The organism is Streptomyces sirii, from assembly GCF_045690365.1.
In the GTDB taxonomy this organism is placed as follows: Bacteria; Actinomycetota; Actinomycetes; order Streptomycetales; family Streptomycetaceae; genus Streptomyces; species Streptomyces sirii.
The window spans coordinates 3,222,329-3,246,652 of record NZ_CP147982.1; the positions used below are offsets into that span (position 1 = coordinate 3,222,329).

The 24,324-nt window shown below is 71.0% G+C and carries 25 protein-coding genes; 14 read left to right on the top strand and 11 right to left on the bottom strand.

Annotation, left to right across the window (positions count from 1 at the left end; all coding sequences use genetic code 11):
- Positions 1 to 49: 49 nt before the first annotated feature.
- Complete coding sequence (locus WAB15_RS14560) at positions 50 to 478, top strand: Fur family transcriptional regulator (protein ID WP_393487002.1); 429 nt, start codon at positions 50 to 52, stop codon at positions 476 to 478.
- Between the two features lie 121 nt (positions 479 to 599).
- On the opposite strand, the gene WAB15_RS14565 is transcribed toward WAB15_RS14560, so the two are convergent.
- The 4 genes from WAB15_RS14565 to WAB15_RS14580 all read right to left on the bottom strand — a co-directional run bounded on the left by WAB15_RS14565 (position 600) and on the right by WAB15_RS14580 (position 3,268).
- Positions 600 to 1,418: an isoprenyl transferase gene (locus tag WAB15_RS14565; protein WP_407286521.1), complete on the bottom strand. Its 819-nt coding sequence runs from the start codon at positions 1,416 to 1,418 to the stop codon at positions 600 to 602.
- A gap of 53 nt (positions 1,419 to 1,471) precedes the next feature.
- Positions 1,472 to 2,218, bottom strand: coding sequence for a DNA repair protein RecO (gene recO, locus WAB15_RS14570; RefSeq protein WP_399147793.1), 747 nt, complete (start codon positions 2,216 to 2,218; stop codon positions 1,472 to 1,474).
- A gap of 261 nt (positions 2,219 to 2,479) precedes the next feature.
- Positions 2,480 to 2,953 (bottom strand): cupin domain-containing protein, encoded by a 474-nt coding sequence (locus WAB15_RS14575; RefSeq protein ID WP_399147792.1) that lies wholly within the window; start codon positions 2,951 to 2,953, stop codon positions 2,480 to 2,482.
- A gap of 96 nt (positions 2,954 to 3,049) precedes the next feature.
- A complete protein-coding gene (locus WAB15_RS14580; RefSeq protein WP_407286522.1) occupies positions 3,050 to 3,268 on the bottom strand; it encodes a hypothetical protein in 219 nt (72 codons plus the stop codon).
- Between the two features lie 138 nt (positions 3,269 to 3,406).
- Here WAB15_RS14580 and WAB15_RS14585 point away from each other — a divergent pair, with 138 nt between their 5' ends.
- The 8 genes from WAB15_RS14585 (at position 3,407) to WAB15_RS14620 (ending at position 10,148) form a co-directional block, all read left to right on the top strand.
- Positions 3,407 to 4,240 carry a helix-turn-helix domain-containing protein gene (locus tag WAB15_RS14585; RefSeq protein ID WP_407286523.1) on the top strand — a complete coding sequence of 278 codons (834 nt, stop codon included), beginning with the start codon at positions 3,407 to 3,409 and terminating at the stop codon, positions 4,238 to 4,240.
- Positions 4,222 to 4,515: a DUF397 domain-containing protein gene (locus WAB15_RS14590; protein ID WP_407286524.1), complete on the top strand. Its 294-nt coding sequence runs from the start codon at positions 4,222 to 4,224 to the stop codon at positions 4,513 to 4,515. The genes WAB15_RS14585 and WAB15_RS14590 overlap by 19 nt, the downstream gene beginning before the upstream one ends.
- Before the next feature lie 242 nt (positions 4,516 to 4,757).
- The gene (locus tag WAB15_RS14595; protein ID WP_407286525.1) at positions 4,758 to 6,188 is read left to right on the top strand and encodes an ATP-binding protein; all 1,431 of its coding nucleotides are present in this window, start codon (positions 4,758 to 4,760) and stop codon (positions 6,186 to 6,188) included.
- 2 nt (positions 6,189 to 6,190) lie between these two features.
- Positions 6,191 to 6,619, top strand: coding sequence for a roadblock/LC7 domain-containing protein (locus WAB15_RS14600; RefSeq protein WP_393486993.1), 429 nt, complete (start codon positions 6,191 to 6,193; stop codon positions 6,617 to 6,619).
- Positions 6,616 to 6,978 carry a DUF742 domain-containing protein gene (locus WAB15_RS14605; protein WP_393486992.1) on the top strand — a complete coding sequence of 121 codons (363 nt, stop codon included), beginning with the start codon at positions 6,616 to 6,618 and terminating at the stop codon, positions 6,976 to 6,978. The genes WAB15_RS14600 and WAB15_RS14605 overlap by 4 nt, the downstream gene beginning before the upstream one ends.
- A complete protein-coding gene (locus WAB15_RS14610) occupies positions 6,953 to 7,579 on the top strand; it encodes a GTP-binding protein (protein WP_399147783.1) in 627 nt (208 codons plus the stop codon). Before WAB15_RS14605 ends, WAB15_RS14610 begins: the two co-directional genes overlap by 26 nt.
- A complete protein-coding gene (locus tag WAB15_RS14615) occupies positions 7,576 to 8,994 on the top strand; it encodes a cytochrome P450 (RefSeq protein WP_399147782.1) in 1,419 nt (472 codons plus the stop codon). The genes WAB15_RS14610 and WAB15_RS14615 overlap by 4 nt, the downstream gene beginning before the upstream one ends.
- Positions 8,919 to 10,148: a cytochrome P450 gene (locus WAB15_RS14620; RefSeq protein ID WP_399147781.1), complete on the top strand. Its 1,230-nt coding sequence runs from the start codon at positions 8,919 to 8,921 to the stop codon at positions 10,146 to 10,148. Before WAB15_RS14615 ends, WAB15_RS14620 begins: the two co-directional genes overlap by 76 nt.
- A 150-nt stretch (positions 10,149 to 10,298) precedes the next feature.
- Here WAB15_RS14620 and WAB15_RS14625 read toward each other — a convergent pair whose 3' ends face one another.
- The 3 genes from WAB15_RS14625 to leuA form a co-directional block, all read right to left on the bottom strand.
- Entirely contained in the window at positions 10,299 to 11,006 is a 708-nt protein-coding gene (locus WAB15_RS14625; RefSeq protein WP_399147936.1) for a TerB family tellurite resistance protein, read from the bottom strand.
- Positions 11,007 to 11,178: 172 nt separating this feature from the next.
- On the bottom strand, positions 11,179 to 12,216 hold the full coding sequence (locus WAB15_RS14630) for an SGNH/GDSL hydrolase family protein (RefSeq protein WP_407286526.1): 1,038 nt from the start codon (positions 12,214 to 12,216) through the stop codon (positions 11,179 to 11,181).
- Positions 12,217 to 12,398: 182 nt separating this feature from the next.
- Positions 12,399 to 14,177: a 2-isopropylmalate synthase gene (gene leuA, locus WAB15_RS14635; protein ID WP_399147779.1), complete on the bottom strand. Its 1,779-nt coding sequence runs from the start codon at positions 14,175 to 14,177 to the stop codon at positions 12,399 to 12,401.
- A 302-nt stretch (positions 14,178 to 14,479) separates the two neighbouring features.
- Here leuA and WAB15_RS14640 point away from each other — a divergent pair, with 302 nt between their 5' ends.
- From WAB15_RS14640 to WAB15_RS14655, 4 genes are all read left to right on the top strand, one after another.
- Complete coding sequence (locus tag WAB15_RS14640) at positions 14,480 to 15,565, top strand: M4 family metallopeptidase (protein WP_407286527.1); 1,086 nt, start codon at positions 14,480 to 14,482, stop codon at positions 15,563 to 15,565.
- A 121-nt stretch (positions 15,566 to 15,686) separates the two neighbouring features.
- Positions 15,687 to 15,953 carry a protealysin inhibitor emfourin gene (locus WAB15_RS14645; protein ID WP_399147777.1) on the top strand — a complete coding sequence of 89 codons (267 nt, stop codon included), beginning with the start codon at positions 15,687 to 15,689 and terminating at the stop codon, positions 15,951 to 15,953.
- Positions 15,954 to 16,064: 111 nt separating this feature from the next.
- On the top strand, positions 16,065 to 17,459 hold the full coding sequence (locus tag WAB15_RS14650; protein WP_407286528.1) for a GH1 family beta-glucosidase: 1,395 nt from the start codon (positions 16,065 to 16,067) through the stop codon (positions 17,457 to 17,459).
- Positions 17,456 to 18,706, top strand: coding sequence for an MFS transporter (locus WAB15_RS14655; protein ID WP_407286529.1), 1,251 nt, complete (start codon positions 17,456 to 17,458; stop codon positions 18,704 to 18,706). Before WAB15_RS14650 ends, WAB15_RS14655 begins: the two co-directional genes overlap by 4 nt.
- A gap of 39 nt (positions 18,707 to 18,745) precedes the next feature.
- On the opposite strand, the gene era is transcribed toward WAB15_RS14655, so the two are convergent.
- The 3 genes from era to WAB15_RS14670 form a co-directional block, all read right to left on the bottom strand.
- On the bottom strand, positions 18,746 to 19,684 hold the full coding sequence (era, locus tag WAB15_RS14660; RefSeq protein WP_407286530.1) for a GTPase Era: 939 nt from the start codon (positions 19,682 to 19,684) through the stop codon (positions 18,746 to 18,748).
- A 142-nt stretch (positions 19,685 to 19,826) separates the two neighbouring features.
- Positions 19,827 to 20,183 (bottom strand): cytidine deaminase, encoded by a 357-nt coding sequence (locus WAB15_RS14665; protein WP_399147773.1) that lies wholly within the window; start codon positions 20,181 to 20,183, stop codon positions 19,827 to 19,829.
- Between the two features lie 43 nt (positions 20,184 to 20,226).
- On the bottom strand, positions 20,227 to 21,117 hold the full coding sequence (locus tag WAB15_RS14670; RefSeq protein WP_407286531.1) for a helix-turn-helix transcriptional regulator: 891 nt from the start codon (positions 21,115 to 21,117) through the stop codon (positions 20,227 to 20,229).
- 90 nt (positions 21,118 to 21,207) lie between these two features.
- Here WAB15_RS14670 and WAB15_RS14675 point away from each other — a divergent pair, with 90 nt between their 5' ends.
- Positions 21,208 to 22,710, top strand: coding sequence for an MFS transporter (locus tag WAB15_RS14675; protein ID WP_407286532.1), 1,503 nt, complete (start codon positions 21,208 to 21,210; stop codon positions 22,708 to 22,710).
- Positions 22,711 to 22,988: 278 nt separating this feature from the next.
- Here the strand turns inward: WAB15_RS14675 and WAB15_RS14680 are convergent, their stop codons facing one another.
- A complete protein-coding gene (locus WAB15_RS14680; RefSeq protein ID WP_399147770.1) occupies positions 22,989 to 24,314 on the bottom strand; it encodes a hemolysin family protein in 1,326 nt (441 codons plus the stop codon).
- Positions 24,315 to 24,324: the final 10 nt, after the last annotated feature.

A 24,324-nucleotide genomic window follows, 5' to 3' on the forward strand; every position in this document is an offset into this window, starting at 1 on the left:
GCGGGACGCATGCGCAGGGAGAGGTCCCTGACGTCCTAGGGAGGCAACGGTGGCGACGAGCGCGGGATCTCCGGTACGCGGCCGGTCGACGCGGCAGCGGACCGCGGTGTCCGCCGCACTCGACGAGGTGGACGAGTTCCGCAGTGCCCAGGAACTGCACGACATGCTCAAGCACCGCGGTGACTCGGTCGGACTGACCACCGTCTACCGCACTCTGCAGTCCCTCGCCGACGCCGGCGAGGTCGATGTGCTGCGCACCAGCGACGGCGAGGCGGTCTACCGCCGGTGCAGCACCGACGATCACCACCACCACCTGGTGTGCCGGTCCTGCGGCAAGGCCGTCGAGGTCGAGGGCCCGGCGGTGGAGAAGTGGGCCGACCAGATCGCCGCGGAGCACGGTTTCCGGGACGTGGCGCACACCATCGAGATCTTCGGGACGTGCGGCGACTGCGCCGAGCGGGCCGCCGAGGAGAAGTGACAGCGGGAGCACCGGGATCACCGGGATCACCGGAACCACCGGGACCGCAGTAACACCAGCACCAGCGCACACGGGCCGCCCCCTTGAGACTCAGGGGGCGGCCCGTGTCGCGTTGCGCCGCTTACGTGGCCGACTGGCCGTCCGGCGTCGGCGCCGCACCGAACCGGCGGTCCCGCTTGGCGTACTCCAGGCACGCGTCCCACAGGTTCCGGCGGTCGAAGTCCGGCCACAGAATGTCCTGGAACACCATCTCGGCGTACGCGCTCTGCCAGATCAGGTAGTTCGAGGTCCGCTGCTCGCCGGACGGCCGCACGAAGAGGTCAACGTCCGGCATGTCCGGGTAGTACATGTACTTCGCGACGGTCTTCTCGTTGACCTTCGACGGGTCCAGCTTCCCGGCCCGCACATCCGCCGCGATGGCCGCCGCCGCGTCCGCGATCTCCGCCCGACCGCCGTAATTCACGCAGAAATACAGCGTCATCGCGTCATTGTTCTTGGTCTGCTCCTGGGCGATCTGGAGCTCCTGCACCACGGACTTCCACAGCTTCGGCATCCGCCCGACCCAGCGGATGCGGATGCCCAGCGCGTCCATCTCGTCGCGCCGCCGCCGGATCACGTCCCGGTTGAAGTTCATCAGGAACTTGACCTCGTCGGGCGACCGCTTCCAGTTCTCCGTCGAGAAGGCGTAGAGCGAGAGGTTCTTCACGCCCATCTCGATGCAGCCCTTGAGCACGTCCAGGACGACGCCCTCGCCGACCTTGTGGCCCTCGGTGCGCGGCAGCCCGCGCTCCTTGGCCCACCGGCCGTTGCCGTCCATGACGACGGCCACATGGTTCGGGACCAGATCACTGGGGATCTTCGGCGGCCGCGCACCGGAAGGGTGCTGCTCGGGCGTCTCGTACTCGCGCCGATTACGGCCCAGAATCCCGCGTCGTGCCATGCGGCCCACGTCTCCTATGTGTCGCTTCGGGGGGTTCGTTATGTGCTTGTGCGCTATTGCTCTACATACCGGAGGGAGCGCAGGCCCCGCTCCAGATGCCAGTGCAGGTACGCCGTGACCAGCCCGCTGCCCTCCCGGGCGTGACGGGCCTCGCAGGCGTCCGCGGTCTCCCAGTCGCCGGTCAGCAGCGCACTGAGGAGCCCGATGGCCTCTGAGGAGGGTACGACGCTTCCGGGGACCCGGCAGTCGCCGCAGATCACTCCGCCCGACGCCACGGAGAAGAACCGGTTGGGTCCGGGCAGCCCGCACCGCGCGCAGCTGTCGAAACTCGGCGCGTAGCCGTTGACGGCGAGCGAGCGCAGCAGGAAGGCGTCCAGGACCAGATGCGGGGCGTGCTCACCGCGCGAGAGCGTCCGCAGGCCGCCGACCAGCAGCAGGTACTGCTGTATCGCCGGTTCGCCCTCGTGGTCGGTGAACCGCTCGGCGGTCTCCAGCATGGCGGTGCCGGCCGTGTAGCGGGCGTAGTCGGTGACGATCCCGCCACCGTACGCGGCGATCGTCTCGCTCTGCGTGCACAGCGGCAGACCGCGCCCGATCAGCTCGCTGCCGCGGGCGTAGAACTGCACGTCCACATGCGAGAACGGCTCCAGCCGCGCCCCGAACTTCGACTTCGTGCGCCGTACGCCCCGGGCCACCGCCCGGACCCGGCCGTGCCCCCGGGTGAGCAGCGTGATGATCCGGTCCGCCTCACCCAGCTTCTGGGTGCGCAGCACGATGCCGTCGTCGCGGAACAGACTCATGCGGCCATTGTTCCGCATGGCGGCGCTTCCCCTGTGGCCGGCTGCCGCTCCGTTGCGCCTGGGGCGAGCGTTGCCGCTGCGCGGGGCTGTTCGGCTGCGGGGGCGGCCCTACGGACTCCGTCCTACGGTCCGCCCCCTCCCGTGGGTGTGTGGTGGGGAAGAGGCCGGTGGGGGTCTCCGCCCGGCGGACCAGTCCCGGTGGACCGGCGGACCAGGACCAGGACCAGGACCAGGACCAGAGACCGTCGAACTCCGCTGGTACTAGGCCAGATGCAGGGGCCTCATGTCGATGCCGTGCCGTCGGCCGATCTCCACCATGCGCTCGACGTCCGGAGCCGTGTCCGACGGCGGCGGCAGCTCGCGTCGCTGGGCCGGTTCACCGGCTTCGGCGAAGAACTTGTCGATGCCGCCCGGCGTGTAGGTGATCACCATACGGACCGTGCTCGTGGGTTCGTACCGCTCCAGCGTCCCCGCGGGGATGTGGAAGAACGATCCGGGTCCGCCTTCGAATGTCTCGTTGCCGATGTGGTAGCGCAGCGTTCCCTCGACGACGTAGACACTCTCGGTTCCGGGGTGGATGTGCGGCGGTGGGCCGCCTCCCTCCGGAATGGTCATCTCCATGACGGTCATCTCGCCATTGGTCTCGTCACCGGACGCCTTGACCTCGTAGAGGCCGTTCAACAGCCAGAATGCGTCGCCGTCGCCCTTGCGGCGTACGACGGAGTTCTTCGCCATGCAGTCGCTCCTTACCCTCGTAGCTTCCACACGTGTTCCCGCTGCTTGCCCGGTGGAAGGCCGCCGTCCGGGTAGGCGGCGGGTCGGACACGACGCCTAGGGCCGCTCACCCCGCGACTGCCGCGTCGGCGTCAGCGCCGCGGTCAGCCGCCGGGCGACCTCCATCGAGCAGCGGCCCAGCTCGACGAGCGGCGGGTTGTAGCGGTGCGCGATCGAGACGGGGTCGGGGCGCAGCGACGGCAGGACGACCCCCGCGCCGGCGAGGGCCTCGCGCAGTTCCGTCGTCACGGCATCGACTTCCTTGAGGTGCTTCATGATCGTCCGCCTTCTCGCAGGGTTGTTCACGGTTTGCATGCAGAGCGTGACGCTGCGGAACTACGCTGTGCAAGGGGATCGGCACGGGATCGGCACTACAACTGCCGTGCACACGGTGGGAGTTAGAGGGAGTCAGCCATGGCCAATGGCTCACGCATGGCGGCATGGGAGCACTGGGGCGCGGAGCTCAAGTACCGCCGGGAGCTCGCCGGACTGACGCAGGGCGAACTGGGGCGCCGGGTGTTCGTCTCCGGCGGCTACATCGGCCAGTTCGAGCAGGCGATCCGCAAGCCGCAGCTGGACGTGGCGATCCGGATCGACGAGGTACTGCAAACCGACGGCTTTTTCGAGCGGGCGTGGCGGAAGCTGATCGACGACAAGCGGTATGCGGATTACTTCGCGGCTGCGGCGGATCTGGAGCGGTTGGCGACGAAGATCTGCGAGTTCGAGTCGATGATCACGCCCGGGCTGCTGCAGACATCGGCATACACGCGGGCTCTCACACTCGCGAACAACCCCTTCGCGGACGACGAGTACATCGAGGACAGGGTCCGCGCCCGAATGGATCGGGCAGGCATCCTCAAGGAAGCGACACGGCCCGAGTACTGGGTGGTGCTGCATGAGGCCGCACTACGGGTACCGGTGGGCGGTTCGGCTGTGATGGCAGCACAGCTGGAGCACATCGCCCAGCTCATGCGCGAACGCAAGACACTTGTGCAGGTGCTGCCATTCGCAGCAGGTGCATGCGCGCAGATGGGCAAGTCCCTCAAACTCATGGAGTTCGAAGACGCCCCGCCAACCGCCTATACAGAAGCGGTGTATTCGGGGAATTTGCTGGACGATCCGGCCGTGGTGAAGCGGGCTCAGGGGACATACGATCTACTCAGGGCCGCCGCGCTCTCGACAGAGGCGTCCCTACCCCTGATCGAATCGGCCGCTGAGGACTACAGACGATGCGAGACTACGACCTGAGCACCGCCCGATGGCGTAAGAGTTCTTACAGCGACGGGGACGGCGGCAACTGCGTCGAGGTCGCTCACGACTTCCCCGGCGCCGCCACCTGGCGTAAGAGCAGTTACAGCGACACCAACGGCGGCAGCTGCATCGAGGTCTCCGACGACCTCCCCGGCCTCGTCCCCGTCCGCGACAGCAAGGCGGTTCCCCACGGTCCGGCCGTGGCCTTCTCCGCGTCCGCATGGTCCGCTTTCATCGACGCTGTCAAGAACGCGCGGTTCACGGCCGCCTGACCGGCCTTCACCGAGCCGTCACAACAAGAGCACAAGGGCCCTGCCATCTCTCCTGGATGACAGGGCCACATCACGTTATGGTCCAGGGCATACGCGGGCGGAACGTGACCTTCCGCACTTCTCAGTCACCCCCCGCGATCGGCCCTTACGGCTCGTCAACTCCCCGGTAGCATCCCGTGATGATCGGCACCACGAAGCCGTGATGTCCGGCCGCCCCCTCAGTCCCCATGTAGAGGATCTCGATGACATCCATACCGGAGGCGCTGTTGTGGTGCCTCAGCGCAGGTACGGCCGCCGCCGTGGTCCTGGCGGCGCTCACGATCCGGGCCAGCGGACAACGCAAGGCCCTGACGGCCCGTCTCACCGCCGCTGAGGAACAGAACAGCGCCACGCTCCACGGCAATACGGAGCTCTCGGCCCGGCTGCGCGCCACCGAGGCCGAGATCCGGCACCTGGCCGGGACCAGACTGCCCGACCTGACGATGGCGCTGGCCCATCCGCACGTGCCCGTACGCGGACTGCTGGACGCCCGGTTCGCCGGGTCGGAGACCGACCAGGCGCTGAGCGCCGTACTGGAGCAGGTCGGCGAGGCCATCACCAAGGAGCGGTCCCGGGTCGACGCGGCGGCGCAGTCCACGCTGCGCGGTGCGACCACGACCATTCAGGCGCTGCTCTACCGCCTCCAGACGGCGCTTCAGGACATGCAGCACCGCTACGACGACCCGTCCGTCGCCCAGGACCTGCTGGCCGCCGACTTCCTCAACGAGCAGGCGCTGCGGCGCATCCAGGCCACCGGTGTGGTGTGTGGCGCCTGGCCGGGCCTGACGCGTGAGGACTCCTACCTCTCCGAGCTGGTGGTCGGCGCCGCCTCGCGGCTGCGCGGCTACGAGCGCGTACAGGTCAGCAACCAGTTGCGCGACCCCGTCGCGGTGGTCGCCCGGGCCGTCGAGCCGATCGCGATCACCGTCACCGAGCTGCTCGCCAACGCGCTGCACCACTCGCACCGGGAGCTGCCCGTCACCGTCACGCTCCAGCAGGGCAACCGCGGTGCGTCGGTCATCATCGACGACTACGGCGTCGGTATGCACGACGACGAGGTCAAGGCCGCGATGGAGCTCCTCGCGAGCGACACGGACCTGCTGCTGACCCAGCTCGGCGACCCGCCGCGGTCCGGTTTCGCGGCGGCCGGCCAGCTGGTGCGCCAGTACGGCTTCGGCGTGCACATCGAGTCCTCGCCGTACGGCGGCGTGCGAGCCGTTGTCTACATCCCGGGTGACCCCCTCCTCACCGTCCTCGACGAGAGCGCCCAGCCCATGTCCGTGATGGCTCCGATGCCGCGCCGTTCCGGCGCGGCCGAGCGGCCCGCCGTACTCCCGACCGGAGCCGCCGCCCCCATTCCCCCCACACCGCACACCCCCGCGCCAGCCGCTCCGGCACACGGCGTGCCCGCACAGCCCGACGCCGCGGCGGCCTCCGCCGAGGGCGGACTGCCGCGCAGGCGCCGCCGGCAGCCGGTGGCCGAGCAGGAGCAGAGTCTGCCGCGCACCGAGCCCGTCCACGAACGTTCCCCGGAGGAGACCGGCTCTCGTTGGGCCGCGCTCCAGCAGGGCACCGAGTCCGGCCGCGCGGCAGCCCAGTCAGAAGCCCCTCGCAGTCCCGAAGGGAACGTCTAGCCATGAACAGCCCGACCCGCCGCCGCGTCACCGAGGACAAGTCCTGGGTGCTGGCCCCCCTCTTGGAGCTGCCGCATGTTATCCACGCAGCCGTGATCTCCGGCGACGGCTTCATCGAGGGCGCCTCTCCGGGTCTGACCCGGGACTGCGCCGAGGGTGTCGCCGCGATGATGTCCGCGCTGCAGGGCGCCGGGCGCGCCGTCACCGCGGCGTTCGCCGGCAAGGACGACACCAGGCTGCGGCAGACCGTCATCGAGTCCGACGAGGGCTTCGTCTTCGCGATACCGGCCGGCGAGAACACCTGCCTGGCCGTCTTCTGCGGCCCGGAGGTGAACATGGGCGTCGTCGCGCACCACATGCAGATCCAGGTCACGACCCTGGGCAGCAAGGTCATGAACAGCCCGGCTCGGGACCTCGGTACGCCGGCATGACGCCGCGCCAGAGCAGCGGACGGCGCCTCGTACCGGCCTATCTTGCGACCGGCGGACGTGCCCAGCCCAGCCGTAACACGTTGGACCGGCTCACCCTGCTGCACAGCGCGGGGATGCCGATCACCAGTGAGGTTCGCCCGGAAGAGCACCGCATCCTGGAGCTGCTGCAGCCCGGGGCGCTGTCTCTGGCGGAGGTCGCCGCCCACCTTCAGCTGCCCGTCAGCGTGGTGAAGGTGCTGGTGGCCGATCTCGTCGATGCCGGGCGGCTGCAGGCCCGTGTCCCCATCCCCGAAGCCGAGCAATTCGACCGGCAGATCCTGGAGAGGGTTCTCGATGGACTCCGCTCTCTCAAGTCCTAGCAACGGCACCGGCACCGACGGCATGTACCTCTCGGGAGCCGACCAGACCCTGGTGAAGCTCCTGGTCGCGGGGCCGTTCGGGGTCGGCAAGACCACGCTCATCCGCGCGCTGTCGGAGACCCCGCCGCTGCACACCGAAGAGGTGATGACGCAGTCCGGTGCGTTCGTCGACAACCTCGCCGGTGTACGGGAGAAGACCACCACCACCGTCGCCATCGACTTCGGGCGGCTCACGCTGCCCGGCGATCTGGTGCTGTACCTGTTCGGCACCCCCGGACAGAAACGATTCCGTCCGCTGTGGCAGGACATCGCACGCGGCGCGCTGGGCGCGCTCGTCCTCGCCGACACCCGCCGCCTCGCGGACTCCTTCGAGGTGATGGACATCATCGAGGAGGCCGGGCTGCGCTACGCGGTCGCGGTCAACACCTTCCCCGACGCGCCGCACTACGACGTGCCGCAGCTCCGCGAAGCCCTCGACCTGCACCCCGATACGCCGCTGGTGATGTGCGACGCCCGCGACCGGGACCAGTCCGTCGATGCGCTGATCGCGCTCGTCGGGCACGTTCTCGCCCACACGCCCCAGGAGAACCAGACCTCGTGACTTCCCCGTACGAGCCGGGTGCCACCCCACCACCCGGCTGCCCCGCCCATGCCCAGGGTGGAGTGGCCGCCGGGCCGGCGGACGCCCTCGCCCAGGGCGCCCCCGCTCCGGGCGGCCATCCGCTGGACCAGGTCGAAGGCCACTCGCTCGTCAGGCTCTACGACCCGGAGTTCGCCGCCGACCCGCACCGTTACTACGCCTATCTGCGGCAGTACGGCGCCCTGGCTCCGGTGGAGATCGCCACCGGCGTGACCGCGATGCTGGTCACCGACTACCGGGCCGCGCTGGAGCTGCTGAACGACGAGGCCACCTGGTCCAAGGACTCCCGGGCCTGGATGGAGACGGTGCCGCCCGACACGGCGGTCATGCCGATGCTGGGCTGGCGGCCGAACGCCCTGTTCAACGACGGGGACGTGCACCGCCGCTACCGCCAGGTGATCACCGACAGCTTCCGGCTCGTCGAGCCGCAGGAGCTGCGGGCGAGGGTTCGCAAGACCGCGGACTCCCTGATCCAGAAGTTCGGCGCGACGGGCGAGGTGGACCTCATGTCCGCCTACGCCCAGCAGCTGCCGCTGCTGATGTTCAACAACCTCTTCGGTATGCCGGACGAGTACGGCGACCAGCTGGTCGCGGCCATCGGCGGGCTGATGGACGGGGCCACGCCGGAGGAGGCGGCGGCCGCCGACGCGGCGTTCTCGGCGTACATCATGGAGCTGGTGGGCCGGAAGAAGGCGCAGCGCGGCGCGGACCTCACGTCCTGGTTCCTGGACCACCCCAACGGCCTGAGCGACGAGGAGGTCGTCGCGCAGATCGTGGTGACGATGGCCGCGGGCAACGAGCCGCTGGCCAACCTCATCGCCAACGCGCTGTCGCGGATGCTCTCCGACGACCGCTACTACAGCACCCTGTCCGGTGGCGCGCTGACCGTCCAGGACGCCATCAACCAGGTGCTGTGGAACGACCCGCCGATGGGCCAGTACTCCGCGCACTACGCCCGCCGGGATGTGTTCTTCCACGGCACCTGGGTGCGCAAGGGGCAGCTGGTGCTGGTCTCCTACGCGGCGGCCAACACGCAGTTCGGTGAGGTCTCGCTGGACAGCGGCTCGGGCAGCGGCGCGCATCTGACCTGGGCGTCCGGGCCCCATGCCTGCCCGGTGCCGCGGCATGCGCTGGTGATCGCCACCACCGCGATCGAACGTCTCACCGCCTGGCTCTCCGACATCGAACTCGCCGTTCCCGTAGAGGAGTTGAGCTGGCGCCCCGGCGCCTTCCAACGGGCCCTGACCGCTCTCCCGGCCCGCTTCACTCCCATCACCCCCGATCAGGCAGGAGCCACCCCATGGGACAACAGCTCGTCGCCCTCGACCCCTCCGGATCCGACGTCTACGCGGAGGCCGAGCGCCTCCGTGGGCTAGGGCCCGTCACCCGCGTCCAGATCCCCGAGGGCCCGGAGGCCTGGTCGATCACCAGCCACGCCCTCATCAAGAAGCTGCTGACCGATCCGCGCGTCTCCAAGGATCCCAACAAGCACTGGCCCGCCTGGCAGCGCGGCGAGTACCAGGACGGCTGGCTGGCGACCTGGGTCGGCGTCACCAACATGTTCACCGCGTACGGCGAGGACCACCGGCGGTTGCGCAAGCTCATCGCGCCGGCCTTCACCGCCCGCCGCACCGAGGCCATGCAGCCGTCGGTCGAGCGGATCACCGCGGCCCTGATCGAGGACCTCGCGGCGGCCCCGGCCGGTGCGGTCACCGACCTGCGCGCGGGCTTCGCGCACCCGCTGCCCATGCAGGTCATCTGCGAGCTGTTCGGCATCCCGGGCGACGACACCCGCACGGAGCTGGCCCGGCTCGCCGAGATCATCATGACCAGCGTCGACCCGGAAGAGGCCGGGAAGACGCTGATGGCCACCCACGAGCTGCTGCGCGGCCTGGTCGCGCTCAAGCGCCGGCAGCCCGCCGAGGACCTGACCAGCCTGCTGGTCACCTCGCGGGACGAGGACGGCCAGAAGATGAGCGAGCAGGAGCTGCTGGACACGCTGCTGCTCGTCCTGGTCGCCGGGCACGAGACCACCGTCAACCTCATCGGCAACGCGGTGCACAACCTGCTCACGCACCCCGAGCAGCTCAAGCAGGTGCGCGCCGGGCAGGCCTCCTGGAACGACGTCATCGAGGAGACCCTCCGCTGGTCCCCCAGCGTCGCCAACCTGCCGCTGCGCTTCGCCGTCGAGGACATCGAGATCCCGGACGGCCCCACCATCCGCAAGGGTGACGCGATCCTGCCGTCGTTCGTGGCGGCCGGCCGCGACTCCGAGCAGCACGGGCCCACCGCGGGCGAGTTCTCCGTCCGGCGCCCGAACGTGGAGCACCTCAGCTTCGGCCACGGTGTCCACCACTGCCTGGGCGCCCCGCTGGCCCGGATGGAGACGCGGCTCGCCCTTCCGGCGCTCTTCGACCGGTTCCCGGATCTCGAACTGGCGGTGTCGGAGGAGGAGTTGGAGCCGTCGGCCGGGTTCATCACGACCGGCCTGCGCAGCCTGCCGATCCGTCTGGCGCCGGCCACGTCTTGATATCGGGCGCTGTCTGACACCGGTCCGCGCACGGCCGACGCCCCGCCACCTTCTCGGTGGCGGGGCGTCGGTCTGCGTGGGCCTCGGGCTGCCGCGGGGGCGTCGGCCGCGCGGGGCGTCGCGCATGTCGGGGGGCGTGGGGGGCGGCCGTCAGGAGGGCGTACGGGCGGCCGCCAGCAGGCGGTCGGTGTCGCCGGGGCGGAGCATCAGCGCGCTGCCGACCGTGGTCAGCGCCTCGCGTTCGGCGGGGGTGTAGGAGCCGTCGGCGAGGGCGATCCTGGCGCCCTGCAGGAGCAGCGATTCGCGGCCGGCGCGGGCGAGGTGCGGGGCGAGCGGCTCCAGTGACTCATGGAGCTCTATGGCCAGCGCGGTGCCGCAGGGGTCGAGGCCGTGGTGGCCGCAGTGGCCGCCGGTGAGCGCGGCCGACGATCTCGGGGGCAGGCCGGTGTCGGCGGCGAGGGCGGCGAGGAGGGTGAGCAGCTGGTCCTCGGAGCAGTCCGCGAAGCCGGCCGCGCGGACCGTGTCGACGGCAGTGGCCCGCACGGCGCGGGAGGACGTACCGCCGGCGGCCAGCAGGGCGAGGGTGATGGTGTGGACGGCGTCCCGGAGCATCGCGGAGAACCGCACGGTGGTGGGGTGGTCCAGGGCGTCCAGGCCGAAGTGCCCGTGGCAGGCGGAGCACTCCAGGACGGGGCCGGTGGCGCCGCGGGAGAGCACCGGGACGCCGAGGACGGTCAGCCGGCGCTGGCCGGTCCGGCGCAGGTAGTTGCGGTCCCCGCCGCAGTCCGGGCAGAAGAACTCACCGTCGGCGACGGTACGCCAGGACGTGCGCACGCCCATCACACACATCTTGTGCATCACGCCAGCCTCCATGCCGCTGCGGCCCCGTCGCCTATTGGACGTGATGTTAGCCACATCATTGATGCGGCGTCAGCACCTCGTATCGGACAACTGGCGGGACGGTGACGGGCTCCGCCCTTCCGGGGGAGAAGGGCGGAGCGCCTTGACGCGGCCAGGAGCCGGGGCCGCGTCAGCCTCTGGAGGTCGGCGTCCTGAGCGCCTCGGCGACCTCGCGCGCCTGATTGTCCAGGCCACGGGCGTTGGGGTGGATGAGGGTGCAGCTCTCACCGGAGCCGGGGATCTGGCGGCACATGCCCGCGGGCGGGTCGGTCTGGTCGCCGTCGCCCGTGAGGTCGTCCTTGATCCCGTACATCCACTTCGCGTCCCCGCTCTCGCACACGCCATGGGCCGCGCTGGGGCCGTAGGTGTCGACGTAGGCCGTGCCGTGGTCGGCGGCCTGCTTCTCCAGCAGGCCGTTGACGTCGCGTTCGAGCGCGTCCACCCAGGGCATATCGCCCTTTCTGATGCTGCCGAGCTGGTTCCAGTGCCCGTAACGGCAGCCGGACGGGTCCGCGACGACGGCCGGATAGCCGACGACGGCGATCCGCGCATGCGGCGCGGCCTCGCGGATCCGCGCCATCATCCGGTCGAAGTCGTCGTCGAGCCGGTCGAACCGCCCGCGCAGCCAGGCCGCCCCGCCACCGCCGTCGGAGTAGTAGTCGGTGCAGGGCTTGCGCTTCCACACCGGCGCGAAAGCGCCCAGTTCCAGGCACTTGGTCATGATGGGCCCGAAGCCGAGGGAGTTGCCGCCGATGCTGACGGTGACGTAGTCGGTCTCGTCGGACAGCGCGTCGATCTGGGCGGGCTTTTCGTCCCAGCCGCCCGGTGGCGGGGTCGTCGGCGGGCCGAGGACCTTCTCGGAGGGCTGGGGCTCCAGGACCCCCTCGACGACCTCGGCGGCCCCGCAGGTGACGTCGGTCAGCTCGTAGCCGAGCCGCTCGGCGACCTGATGGGGGTAGTTGCGGTAGGAGCGGCCGCAGCCGTCGCCGTCGTCCCAGGGGCGGACGAACACTCCCGCGCTGTAGGAGTCGCCGAGCGCGACGTAGGTGGGACGGTCGGCCGCGGCGGCCGGCGCCCCGGACGGGGTGAGGGAGGAGCCCACCACCGCGAGGGCGGCGGCCCCGGCCAGCGCCAGCCGGGTGACGACGGGCATGCGTAATCTGCTCATGTGCACGTCCTTGGTGTCCGCGCCGCCGCTGGTCCGACGAGCGCGCACCACCGAACGTACCGGGAAACTACGCAGAGTAACCGAGCCGGGTTTTCAAACCCCACCTTCAGGTGGCCCGGGCGCACGACGGCGCCCCCGCGGCTCGGTGGGAGCCATGGGGGCGCCGGGGTGATCTGCCCAGGTCAGCGGGCCGCGCGGTTCACCGCGGAGACGACCGCCTTGAGCGAGGCGCGCGTGGTGTTCGGGTCGATGCCGATGCCCCACAGCACCTTGTCGCCGATCGCGCACTCGATGTACGAGGCGGCCTGTGCGGAGGCGCCCTCGCTCATCGTGTGCTCCTGGTAGTCCAGCAGGCGTACGTCGACGCCGATGCCCTGCAGGGCGTCGAAGAACGCGGAGATCGGACCGTTGCCGGAGCCCGTCAGGACGCTGTCCCGGCCGTCGACGACCGCCTCGACGGTGAGCGCGTCGACGCCGTCGCGGTCGGTGGTGCTCTGGCCGTTCTTGACCTGGATGCGGCCCCACGGGTTCTCGGGGTTGGGCAGGTACTCGTCCTGGAAGGCGGACCAGATGGCGGCCGGGGTGACCTCGCCGCCCTCGGCGTCGGTCTTCTCCTGGATGATCCGGGAGAACTCGATCTGCATCCGGCGCGGCAGGTCCAGCTTGTGGTCGTTCTTCAGGACGTAGGCGATACCGCCCTTGCCGGACTGGGAGTTGACCCGGATGACGGCCTCGTAGGAGCGGCCGACGTCCTTGGGGTCGATGGGCAGGTACGGCACCGCCCACTCGATCTCGTCCACGGTCTTGCCGGCGGCGGCCGCCTCGGCCTCCATGGCGTCGAAGCCCTTCTTGATGGCGTCCTGGTGGGAGCCGGAGAAGGCGGTGTAGACCAGGTCGCCCGCGTAGGGGTGGCGCGGGTGGATCTCCATCTGGTTGCAGTACTCGCTGGTGCGACGGATCTCGTCGATCTGCGAGAAGTCGATCTGCGGGTCGACGCCCTGGGAGAAGAGGTTCATGCCCAGCGTCACCAGGTCGACGTTGCCGGTGCGCTCGCCCTGGCCGAACAGGCAGCCCTCGATGCGGTCGGCGCCCGCCATGATCGCCAGCTCGGCGGCGGCCACGGCCGTACCGCGGTCGTTGTGGGGGTGGACGGACAGGCAGATGTGCTCGCGGCGGGAGAGGTTGCGCGACATCCACTCGAAGCGGTCGGCGTGCGTCGACGGCGTGGAACGCTCCACGGTGGCGGGGAGGTTGAGGATGATCTCGCGCCCCTCCTCCGGCTGCCAGACGTCCATGACGCCCTCGCAGACCTCCAGCGCGAAGTCCAGCTCGGTGTCGGTGAAGATCTCCGGCGAGTACTGGTAGCCGAAGACCGTCTCCTCGCCCAGCAGCTTGTCGGCGTACTCCATCACCAGCCGCGTACCGTCCACCGCGATCTGCTTGACCTGCTCCTTCGAGCCGCGGAAGACGACCCGGCGGAAGGTCGGGGCGGTCGCGTTGTACAGGTGGACGGTGGCGCGGTGGGCACCGCGCAGCGACTCCACGGTCCGCTCGATCAGCTCCTCGCGGGCCTGCGTCAGCACGGAGATGGTGACGTCCTCCGGGATGGCGCCCTCTTCGATGATGGAGCGCACGAACGCGAAGTCGGTCTCACCGGAGGACGGGAAGCCGACCTCGATCTCCTTGTAGCCCATGCGTACCAGCAGGTCGAACATCTCGCGCTTGCGGGCCGGCGACATCGGGTCGATCAGGGCCTGATTGCCGTCGCGCAGGTCGGTCGACAGCCAGCGGGGCGCGGCGGTGATCCGATTGTTCGGCCACGTGCGATCGGGGATGTCGACGGCTTCATAGGGGCCGTATTTGTGGATCGGCATCCCGGAGGGGCGCTGCAGTCGCGTGGCGTTGGTGACCGGGGTGCGGCGGCCGACGGCGTTGGCTGCGGGGCTCGACGGATTCGTCATGGTGCGTAGGGCTCCTCGTATGTCCGCTGGGGGCACGGCCGACGGGGCGAAAGATCGCAACACCGAACTCCGCGGGGAGGGGGTCGGCCTACGACTACAGGCCCTCGCCGCGGCAGCTAAGGAGAAGCAGCCCGAAACGCATGATGCACAGCACCCTAGCTGAGGTACGCCCTGAGTGGCGGTTGCGTATCAGTATGCGGGACCGGGTCGGGCGTTACGGCCTAAATGCGACGAACCACACATATTCAGGAATCTCGACCGCGCCCAGTGACACGTGGACTACACAGTGCCACCGTTTGTCCATGGACCTCAACGAGACGAGCAAGAAGGCCGCCACCTCCACCCCCGTCTTCTGCACGATCATCCCGCCGCACATCCTCGACACCCTGGCCCAGTCCGACGACCCGGCCCGGCACGAGCCCGCCCGCCGCACCCTGGAGCACGACCACCTGCGCCGGACCCGGCGCCGCGAGCTGGCCGCCCGCGGCCTGACCCCCGGCGAGCCCGGCGAGGCCGCGGACAAGCCCCACCGCACCGTCTATGACGCGGAGCACCGCGAGGACCTGCCCGGCACCAAGGTGCACGCGGAGTCCGACGGCCCCTCCCAGGACGCCTCGGTCAACCGCGCCCACGCCGGCCTCGGCGCCACCTTCGACCTCTACCTCAAGATCTACGGCCGCAAGTCCATCGACGGCGCCGGCCTGCCGCTCGACGCGACCGTCCACTACGGCGAGAAGTACAACAACGCCTTCTGGGACGGCGAGCGGATGGTCTTCGGTGACGGCGACAACGACCTCTTCGTGGACTTCACCATCCCCGTCGACGTGATCGGCCACGAGCTGACCCACGGCGTCACCCAGTACACCGCCAACCTCGACTACCAGGGCCAGTCCGGCGCCCTCAACGAGTCCGTCTCCGATGTCTTCGGCGCCCTGATCAAGCAGTACGCCCTCGGCCAGGCCGCCGACCAGGCCGACTGGCTGATCGGCGCCGACCTGCTCGGCCCGGGTGTCGACAAAGGCACGGCCCTGCGCTCCATGAAGGCCCCTGGGACGGCGTACGACGACGACGTCCTCGGCAAGGACCCGCAGCCGGCCACCATGGACGGCTATGTGCGCACCACCGACGACAACGGCGGTGTACACATCAACTCCGGCATCCCCAACCACGCGTTCTACCTGGTCGCCACCGCCCTCGGCGGCAACGCCTGGGAGCGCGCGGGCCAGATCTGGTACGACGTGCTGACCGGCGGCGAGCTCGCCAGGGACGCCGAATTCGCCGACTTCGCCCGGCTCACCGTCGCCGCCGCCCGGGCCCGCTTCGGTGAGGGCAAGGAGCTCAAGGCCGTACAGGAGGCCTGGAACAAGGTTGGCGTCCCCACGGCGTAGGACGCGGGACGCGGGCGGGGCGGGGGCGTCCGACAGGCGCTCCCGCCCCGCCCGCGATTACCGTGGCCCCAGGGGGTAGGAGCCCCTCGCAAGGCGTCCGACGACGTCGGAGGATTCCGTTATGCGCATTCATATCCACCGCACCGGCGGCTTCGCGGGCGTCGACCGCCGCGCCGAGGTCGACACCGCGGACCGCCCCGACGCGGCCGACTGGCACACCCTCGCCGAACAGGCCGTGGCCACCGCCCACACCGAACCCCCCGTCGGCGTCCCCGACGGCTTCAGCTACCAGATCACCGTCGACGGCAACACCGTGTACTGCTCCGATCCCCGCCTCACGGCCGAGCAGCGGACGTTGATCACGCGGGTGATGAAGGAAGGGTCGTAGGGAGCGTCGCCGTGGGCGGCGCCGTGGCCGGCACCGTAGATCCCTGGTGCCCCAACTGCCCGCCCCTGCCGCCCCCTTGACACTGTTACCGGCGGTAAGGAAGATCCGGCCATGACTACGGTGCCGGTCTCCTACGCCTCGCTGCCGCGTTTTCCCCGGGACTTCGTGTGGGGGGTGTCGACCTCCGCCGCGCAGATCGAGGGCGCGGTGGCGGAAGCGGGGCGGGGCCGCTCGTCCTGGGACGTGTTCGCGGCACAGGCCGGGCGGATCAAGGACGGCTCGGACGCGCGGGTGGCCACCGACCACTACCACCGCTACCGCGAGGACGTGGCGCTGCTGCGCGGCCTCGGAGTCGGCGCGTACCGGTTCTCGGTGGCCTGGCCGCGGGTGGTGCCGGACGGCGGCGGCGCGGTCAACGCGGCCGGGCTGGACTTCTACGACCGGCTGGTGGACGAGCTGCTGGCGGCGGGCGTCGCCCCGGTGCCGACACTGTTCCACTGGGACACGCCGCAGGCCCTGGAGGAGCGCGGCGGCTGGCTCGTACGGGAGACGGCCGAGCACTTCGCGGCGTACGCGGACGCGGTGGCGGCGCGGCTCGGGGACCGGGTGGAGCGGTGGATCACGCTCAACGAGCCCGCCGAACTGACGCTGCTGGGCTACGGGCTGGGACAGCACGCGCCGGGGCGGCGGCTGCTGTTCGAGGCGCTGCCGGCGGCGCACCATCAGCTACTGGGGCACGGCCTGGCCGTACAGGCGCTGCGGGCCCGGGGAGCGGGCGGCATCGGCATCGCCAACTCGCACGGTCCGACCTGGGCGGCCTCCGGGGACGAGGCGGACACCTCGGCCGCGGAACTCTACGACCTGCTGCTCAACCGGCTCTTCGCGGAGCCCCTGCTGCTGGGGCGCTATCCGGGTGAGGAGTGGGACCTGGCGGGGATGCTGCCGGGTCCGGTCGCCGAGGACCTGAAGATCATCGCGCAGCCGCTGGACTGGTACGGGATCAACTACTACCAGCCGACGTCGGTGGGCGCCCCGCGGGAGGCGGGCGGCGGCGCACCGGCCGAGTTCGCCGGGATCGAGATACCGGCCGAACTCCCCTTCGCACCCAGGGAGATCGAGGGCTACCCCCGGACCGACTTCGGCTGGCCGGTGGTGCCGGCGGCGCTGACCGAGCTGCTGGTGTCCTTCCGGGAGCGGTACGGGGACCGGCTGCCGCCCGTCGTCATCACCGAGAACGGCTGCTCGTACGAAGGGATCGAGGACAGCGAGCGGATCGCCTTCCTGGACGGGCATCTGCGGGCGCTGCACGCGGCCATGGCGGCCGGGGTCGACGTCCGCGGGTACTTCGTGTGGTCGCTGCTGGACAACTTCGAGTGGGCCGAGGGGTACGCGCGGCGGTTCGGGCTGGTGCATGTCGACTACGAGACGCTGCGGCGTACGCCGAAGGCGTCGTACCACTGGTTGCGGGAGGTGCTGCGGGAGCAGGCCCGGCAGGACCGGGGATGAGCCGACCGGCGGCCTCGGGGGCGCCGGCGGAGCCGTCGCAGCGGGTGGGGCGCGGCTGGACCGCGTCGCTGTCGCTGGCGAACGGGGCCATCTGGGTCGGGTGGTACGGGCCGCTGCAGATCCTGCTCGCCCGGCAGGCGGCCGAGCTGGCGCCGGCGGGCACGGCCAAGGAGTCGGTGCTGGCGTGGGTGGCGGGGGCCGGGGCCGCCGTCTCGATGGTCGCCAACCCGCTGTTCGGGGCGCTGTCGGACCGTACGACGTCACGGTTCGGGCGGCGCACACCGTGGATCGTCGCCGGGGTCGCGGGCGGGGCCGCGGCCCTGGCGCTGCTGGCGGGGGCCCGGAGCGTGCCGGCGATGGCGGTGGGGTGGTGCCTGGTGCAGCTCACCTTGAACGCGGCGTTCGCGGCGATCACCGCCGCGGTGCCCGACCGGGTGCCGCACCGGCAGCGGGGGGCGGTGGGCGGCTGGCTGGGGGCCGCGCAGATTCTGGGCGTGGTGGCCGGGACGGGGCTGGCGACGGCCGGCGGTGGGGTGGTCGGCGGCTATCTGGCCTGCGCCGGTTTCGCGGTGCTGGGAACGCTGCCGTATGTGCTGCTGCACCGCGATCCGGTGCTGCCGGCGGCGCGGCGGCCGGCGCTGACCTGGCGGGCGTTCCTCGGCGGGTTCTGGATCAGCCCGCGCCGCCATCCCGACCTGGGCTGGGCCTGGCTGACCCGGTTCCTGGTGAACCTCGGCAACGCGCTGGCGCTGCTGTACCTGCTGTACTACCTGCGGGATGTGCTGCGGCGGCCGGACCCGGGCGGCGGGGTGCTGGTGCTGACCGCCGTCAACGGCGTCACCCTGCTGGCCACGGTCGTGGTGGGCGGGATCTGGTCGGACCGGGCGGGACGGCGGCAGCCGTTCGTGCTGTGGGCCGGGGTGATCATGACGGTGGCCACCGGGCTGCTGGCCGTATGGCAGACGTGGCCGGGCGCGGTGTGCGCCGCGGCGCTGCTGGGCCTGGGGTTCGGCGTCTTCACGTCCGTCGACCTCGCGCTGATGACCGAGGTGCTGCCGGCCGCGGCGCACCGCGGCAAGGACCTCGGCATCATCAACATCGCCAACTCGCTTCCGCAGGTGGCCGCCCCGGCGCTGGCCGCGCCGATCGTCGGCCACCTCGGCGGCTACCGGGCGCTGTACGGCGTCGCGGCGGCGATCGGGCTGGTGGGGGCGCTGCTGGTGCGGCGGATCCGGGGTGTGGCCTAGGGCCGCCGAGAAGCGGTGCGGGGCTTCGGCGCGGGGCTGTCAGAAGCCCAGCTTGCGCAGCTGCTTGGGGTCGCGCTGCCAGTCCTTGGCCACCTTGACGTGCAGATCGAGGAAGACCGGCGTGCCCAGCAACGCCTCGATGTGCTTGCGGGACTTGGTGCCGACCTCCTTCAGGCGCTTGCCCTTGGGGCCGATGATGATGCCCTTCTGGCTGGGGCGCTCGATGTAGACGTTGGCGTGGATGTCGAGCAGGGGCTTGTCGGCGGGGCGGTCCTCGCGCGGCAGCATCTCCTCGACGACCACCGCGATCGAGTGCGGCAGCTCGTCGCGTACGCCCTCCAGCGCGGCCTCGCGGATCAGCTCGGCGACCATGACCTGCTCGGGCTCGTCGGTGAGGTCGCCCTCCGGGTAGAGCGCGGGGCCCTCGGGGAGCAGCGGGACGAGGAGGTCGGCGAGGAGGGAGACCTGGGTGTCGCCCACCGCCGAGACCGGGATGATCTCGGCCCACTCGAAGCCCAGCTCCTTGCCGAGCTGGTCGATCGCGATCAGCTGGGTGGCCAGCGTCTTGGAGTCGACCAGGTCGGTCTTGGTGACGATGGCGACCTTGGGGGTCTTCTTGATCTCGGCCAGCTCACCGGCGATATAGCGGTCGCCGGGGCCGATCTTCTGGTCGGCGGGCAGACAGAAGCCGATCACGTCGACCTCGGACCAGGTGGTGCGGACGACGTCGTTGAGGCGCTCGCCGAGCAGCGTGCGCGGCTTGTGCAGACCCGGTGTGTCGACGAGGACCAGCTGGGCGTCGGGGCGGTGCACGATGCCGCGCACCGTGTGGCGGGTGGTCTGCGGGCGGTTGGAGGTGATCGCCACCTTCGTCCCGACGAGAGCGTTCGTGAGGGTGGACTTGCCCGCGTTGGGGCGGCCGACGAAGCAGGCGAAGCCGGCGCGGTGCGGGGCGGAGGAGTCTGTACGAACGCTCATGGCGCCCATTCTCCCCGATCCACGGCGCCGCTCCGACCACGCCGGGCGATGATCAGTGCGGCGTGGGGCCGCGGCACGCGGCGGATACGGGCGGGCTCCCCCGGGCGGGCCCGCCCTCGCGCGTCCCGCGGCCGGGTGCGTGCTACTCGCCCGCCGGGACCGCGACGCGCAGGGTGCCATCGGGGCCGGCGACCAGGACCGGCGTCTCGGGGCCGCCGAGGTCCCGTACGGCCGCACGGTCCGCGTCGGCGGCGCCCTCGGCGTCGGTGACCACGGCCGCGGCCTCCAGGGACGTCGCCCCGCTGGCGACGGCCATCGCGACGGCCGTCTGGAGCGCGCTGAGCTTCAGCGAGTCCAGAGCGACGGTGCCGGCGACGTAGGTGCGGCCGGTCTCGTCGCGTACGGCGGCGCCCTCGGGCACGCCGTTGCGCGCCCGTGCCGAGCGCGCGAGCGTGATGATCTTGCGGTCTTCGGGGTCCAGCGGTGCGGCTTCGGTCATACGGGCGAGCATATGCGCCGACGTCCCGGCGGCCGTACGGGGATCACCCCGCCACCGAGTACATCCCGCCCCGCCTGCCCTCCGGCGAGGTGAGCCACTCCAGCTTCGCCGCGGTGTCCGTCTCCGGGCGCGCGTTGTGCAGCACGATGTTCAGGTCCGGCCGGACCGGGATGCGCAGCTGGGTGGTCTCGAACAGCAGGGCGCCGACCAGCGGATGGTCCATCTCCTTGTGCAGCTGGCCGCCGTCCTGCACATCGCCGCGCGCCCACAGTTCGCAGAACTCCGTGCTGAGCGCGGAGGTTTCGCGGACGATCTCGTCGAAGCCCTCGTCGTCGGGGCGCGCCGAGCACGCGGCGCGGTACTGGGCGACGACCTGCGGCGCGTTCGCCTTCCAGCTGGCGGCCCGCGCGCGGTACACGGGGTCGGTGAAGAACGCGATCAGGCAGTTGGGGGAGACGCCGGGGCGGCCGTGGCCCATGACCAGGTGCGCCGCCTCGTTGTAGGCGATGGTGTTCCAGTACGGGTCCATGATGTGCGCCGGGAAGGGCATCCAGGCGTCGATCAGCCGCTGCAGGCCGGCGCAGACATCCGTCATGGCCGGCTCCTCGGCGTCCTGCCGCAGCGGCGGGTTCAGCCCGGCCAGTACGTACAGATGCCGCCGCTCGACGCCGCTGAGCCGCAGCACCCGGGCGACCGCGTCCAGCACCTGCGGCGAGACGGTGATGTCGCGGCCCTGCTCCAGCCACTGGTACCAGGACGCGCCGACCCCGGCGAGGACGGCGACCTCCTCGCGGCGCAGTCCGGGCGTACGGCGGCGGCCGCCGGCGGGCAGGCCCGCCTCGGCCGGGGTGACCCGGGCGCGACGGCTCATCAGGAAGTCGCGCAGGTCCTGGCGTCGGCGCGAGGTGTCGTGGGCGGCGGTGTTCGGGGCCACGTTTCTCCCCCTGTCGGCGTGGCTGGTGGTGCGGACACCACGATAAGTTCCCGCTCCCCACGGCGTATTCCGGGCCCGCAGGATCGTCGTATGCCGATAACCGACACCTCTCTCGACCCCGATACCGAGCCGGCGGGCGCGGCGGCCGGCCCCGCCCGGGCCGCCGACCGCGCCGCGGCTGCCGCCGGTGCGCGGCTGACCGCGCGCGACCGGCTCGTCCTGCTCCTGCTGTGCGCCGCGCAGTTCATCGTCGCGCTGGACTTCTCCATCCTGAACGTGGCGCTGCCCGTGCTCGGCAAGGACCTGGGCATGGGCCAGGCCGATCTGCAGTGGGCGGTCACCGCGTTCGCGCTGCCTTCGGGCGGCTTTCTGCTGCTGTTCGGCCGGATCGCCGATCTCTTCGGGCGGCGCAGGCTGTTCCTGACCGGGCTCGCGGTGTTCACCGCGGCCTCGGTGCTGGCGGCGCTGGCGTGGTCCCCGGCGGTCTTCCTGGGCGGGCGGGCGCTCCAGGGCCTGGGGGCGGCGATCATCGTGCCCACCGGGATGTCGCTGCTGACCACCACCTTCGCCGAGGGGCCGCAGCGCGAACGGGCGCTGGGCATCAGCGGCACGCTGATGTCGCTGGGCTTCACCATCGGCATGGTGCTGGGCGGGATGATGACGGACGCCCTCGGCTGGCGCTCCACGATGGGGCTGCTGGCCGCGGCCGGAGTGGCGGTAGTGGCCGGGGCGCCGGCGCTGCTGACCGAGTCCCGGCACCCCTCGCGGCCGCGGATCGACGTACCCGGCGCGGTCACCGTCACCGGCGGACTGCTGTCGCTGATCTACGCCCTGTCCACCGCCGCCCAGCGGGGCTTCGGCCACCCGGACGTGATCGTGACGCTGGTGGCGGGGGTGGCGCTGCTGGCCGCCTTCGTGGTCGTGGAGTCGCGGGCCGCACAGCCGCTGGTGTCACTGCCGATGCTGCGCCGCCGCACGGTCGCCTGGGGCAATCTGGCGGGTCTGACGACCTTCTCGATGATGAGCGCCGTCATCTTCCTGCTCACCCTCTACCTGCAGGAGGTGCTGCGGCTGTCCGCCTTCCAGACCGGTCTGGTCTTCGGTGTGCAGGGCGCGGTCTCGGCGGTCGCCGGCGTCCTCGCGCCCCGGGTCATCGGCCGGCTCGGCGCCCGCCGCACGCTGCTGACCGGGCTGCTGCTCCAGGCCGGTTTCACCGCCGCGCTGCTGGGCCTGGGCACCGGCAGCGGTATGTGGCTGGCCCTGATCGGGGTGACCTTCGCCAGCCTCGGTCACCTGTGGGCGATCGTCTCCTACGGCGTGACCGCCACCTCCGGCGTCCCGGACACCGAGCAGGGTCTGGCGACCGGTCTGGTCACCAGTTCCCAGCAGTTGGGCCTGACCGTCGGCATTCCGCTGCTGAGCGCGGTCGCCTCGGCCCGTATCGCCGCGCTGCGGGACGGGGGCGGCGGCTTCGCGGACGCCACCCTCGGCGGGATCGAGCTGGGGCTGGGCCTGGATGCGGCGCTGGTCGCCGTGGTCGCCCTGTTGGTGGCGGCCGGACTGCGGACCGCGCGGACGGCGCGCCGCGGCTGAGGGGGAAGAAGGTGGTTGCCCCGGTACCCCCGTAGCCGGGGCAACCTGCGCTGCAAGATTTCGCTGACGATTTCTCTCACGCACGGCGGCCGCATTCCTGCGGCCGCCCGAAGATCCTTCCATGGCACGCGGGGAAGAATCCAGCCCCCTCGGAGATGACTTACAGAACATTTCTGGTGCACTGGAGATAAGTGCCCATGTGCAATTTTCTGCACCCAAGCGACGTGTGCAAATTTCTGCACATCGACGGCGGAGAACTCTCCCGAATTCTCCGGGGATTACCCGGAGAGTTCCCCGGCCTCGCCCGCGACCTTGGCGCGGACCGGCTCGCAGACCACCGTGATGATCTTGTTGCGGCGGCCGGCCGGCGACTCGGCGGTCAGTCGGAGCGCGGTCAGCCCCGCATCGGCGTCGGCGCCGGAGAGGTCCACCTCGGCGGTGGCGCCGGCGATCGGGACCCGGCCGAGGAGCTTGGCGAGCAGACCGCCGACGGTCTCCACGTCCTCGTCGTCCAGCTCCGGCAGGCCGTAGAGCTCACCGAGGTCGCCGATGTCCAGGCGGGCGGTGACGCGATAGCGGCCGTCACCGAGATCCTCGACCGGCGGCAATTCGCGGTCGTATTCATCGGTGATCTCGCCGACGATCTCCTCGAGGATGTCCTCGATGGTCACGATTCCGGCGGTGCCGCCGTATTCGTCGATGACCACCGCGACATGATTGCGGTCCTGCTGCATTTCCCGCAGCAGATCACCGGCGTTCTTGGTGTCGGGGACGAAGACGGCGGGCCGCATGGCCGTGGAGACCAGCTCGGTCTCGGCGTCGCGGCTGATGTGGACCTTCCGGGCGAGGTCCTTGAGGTAGACCACGCCGACGATGTCGTCCTCGTTCTCGCCGGTCACCGGGATCCGGGAGAAGCCCGAGCGCAGGGCGAGGGTCAGCGCCTGGCGGATGGTCTTGAAGCGCTCGACGGCGACCAGGTCCGTACGCGGCACCATCACCTCGCGGACGAGGGTGTCGCCCAGCTGGAAGACGGAGTGCACCATCCGGCGCTCCTCGTCCTCGATCAGCGACTCCTTCTCGGCGAGGTCGACCAGGGAGCGCAGCTCCGCCTCGGAGGCGAACGGGCCCTTGCGGAAGCCCTTGCCGGGGGTCAGGGCGTTGCCGATGAGGATCAGCAGCTGCGGGATGGGGCCCATGATGCGGGCCAGCGGCAGCAGGACGTACGCGGCGGCCGTGGCGGTGTTCAGCGGATGCTGGCGGCCGATCGTCCGCGGCGAGACGCCGACGGCGACGTAGGAGACCAGCACCATCACACCGATGGCGACGGTCAGCGCCTGCCAGGTCTCCTCGAAGGAGCGCAGGCAGGCGTAGGTGACCAGGACGCCGGCGGCCATCTCGCAGCCGACCCGCACCAGCAGCGCCACATTGAGGTAGCGGGTGGGATCGGCGGCCACCTGGGCGAGCTTGGCGCTGCCGCGGCGCCCGGAGCGGACCGCCTCCTCGGCGCGGAAGCTGGTGGTACGGGCCAGGCCGGCCTCCGCGCAGGCGGCGAGCCAGGCGATCACGACGAGCAGGACCGCGACCGCGATCAGTTGGGTGGTCATCGCGGGCACC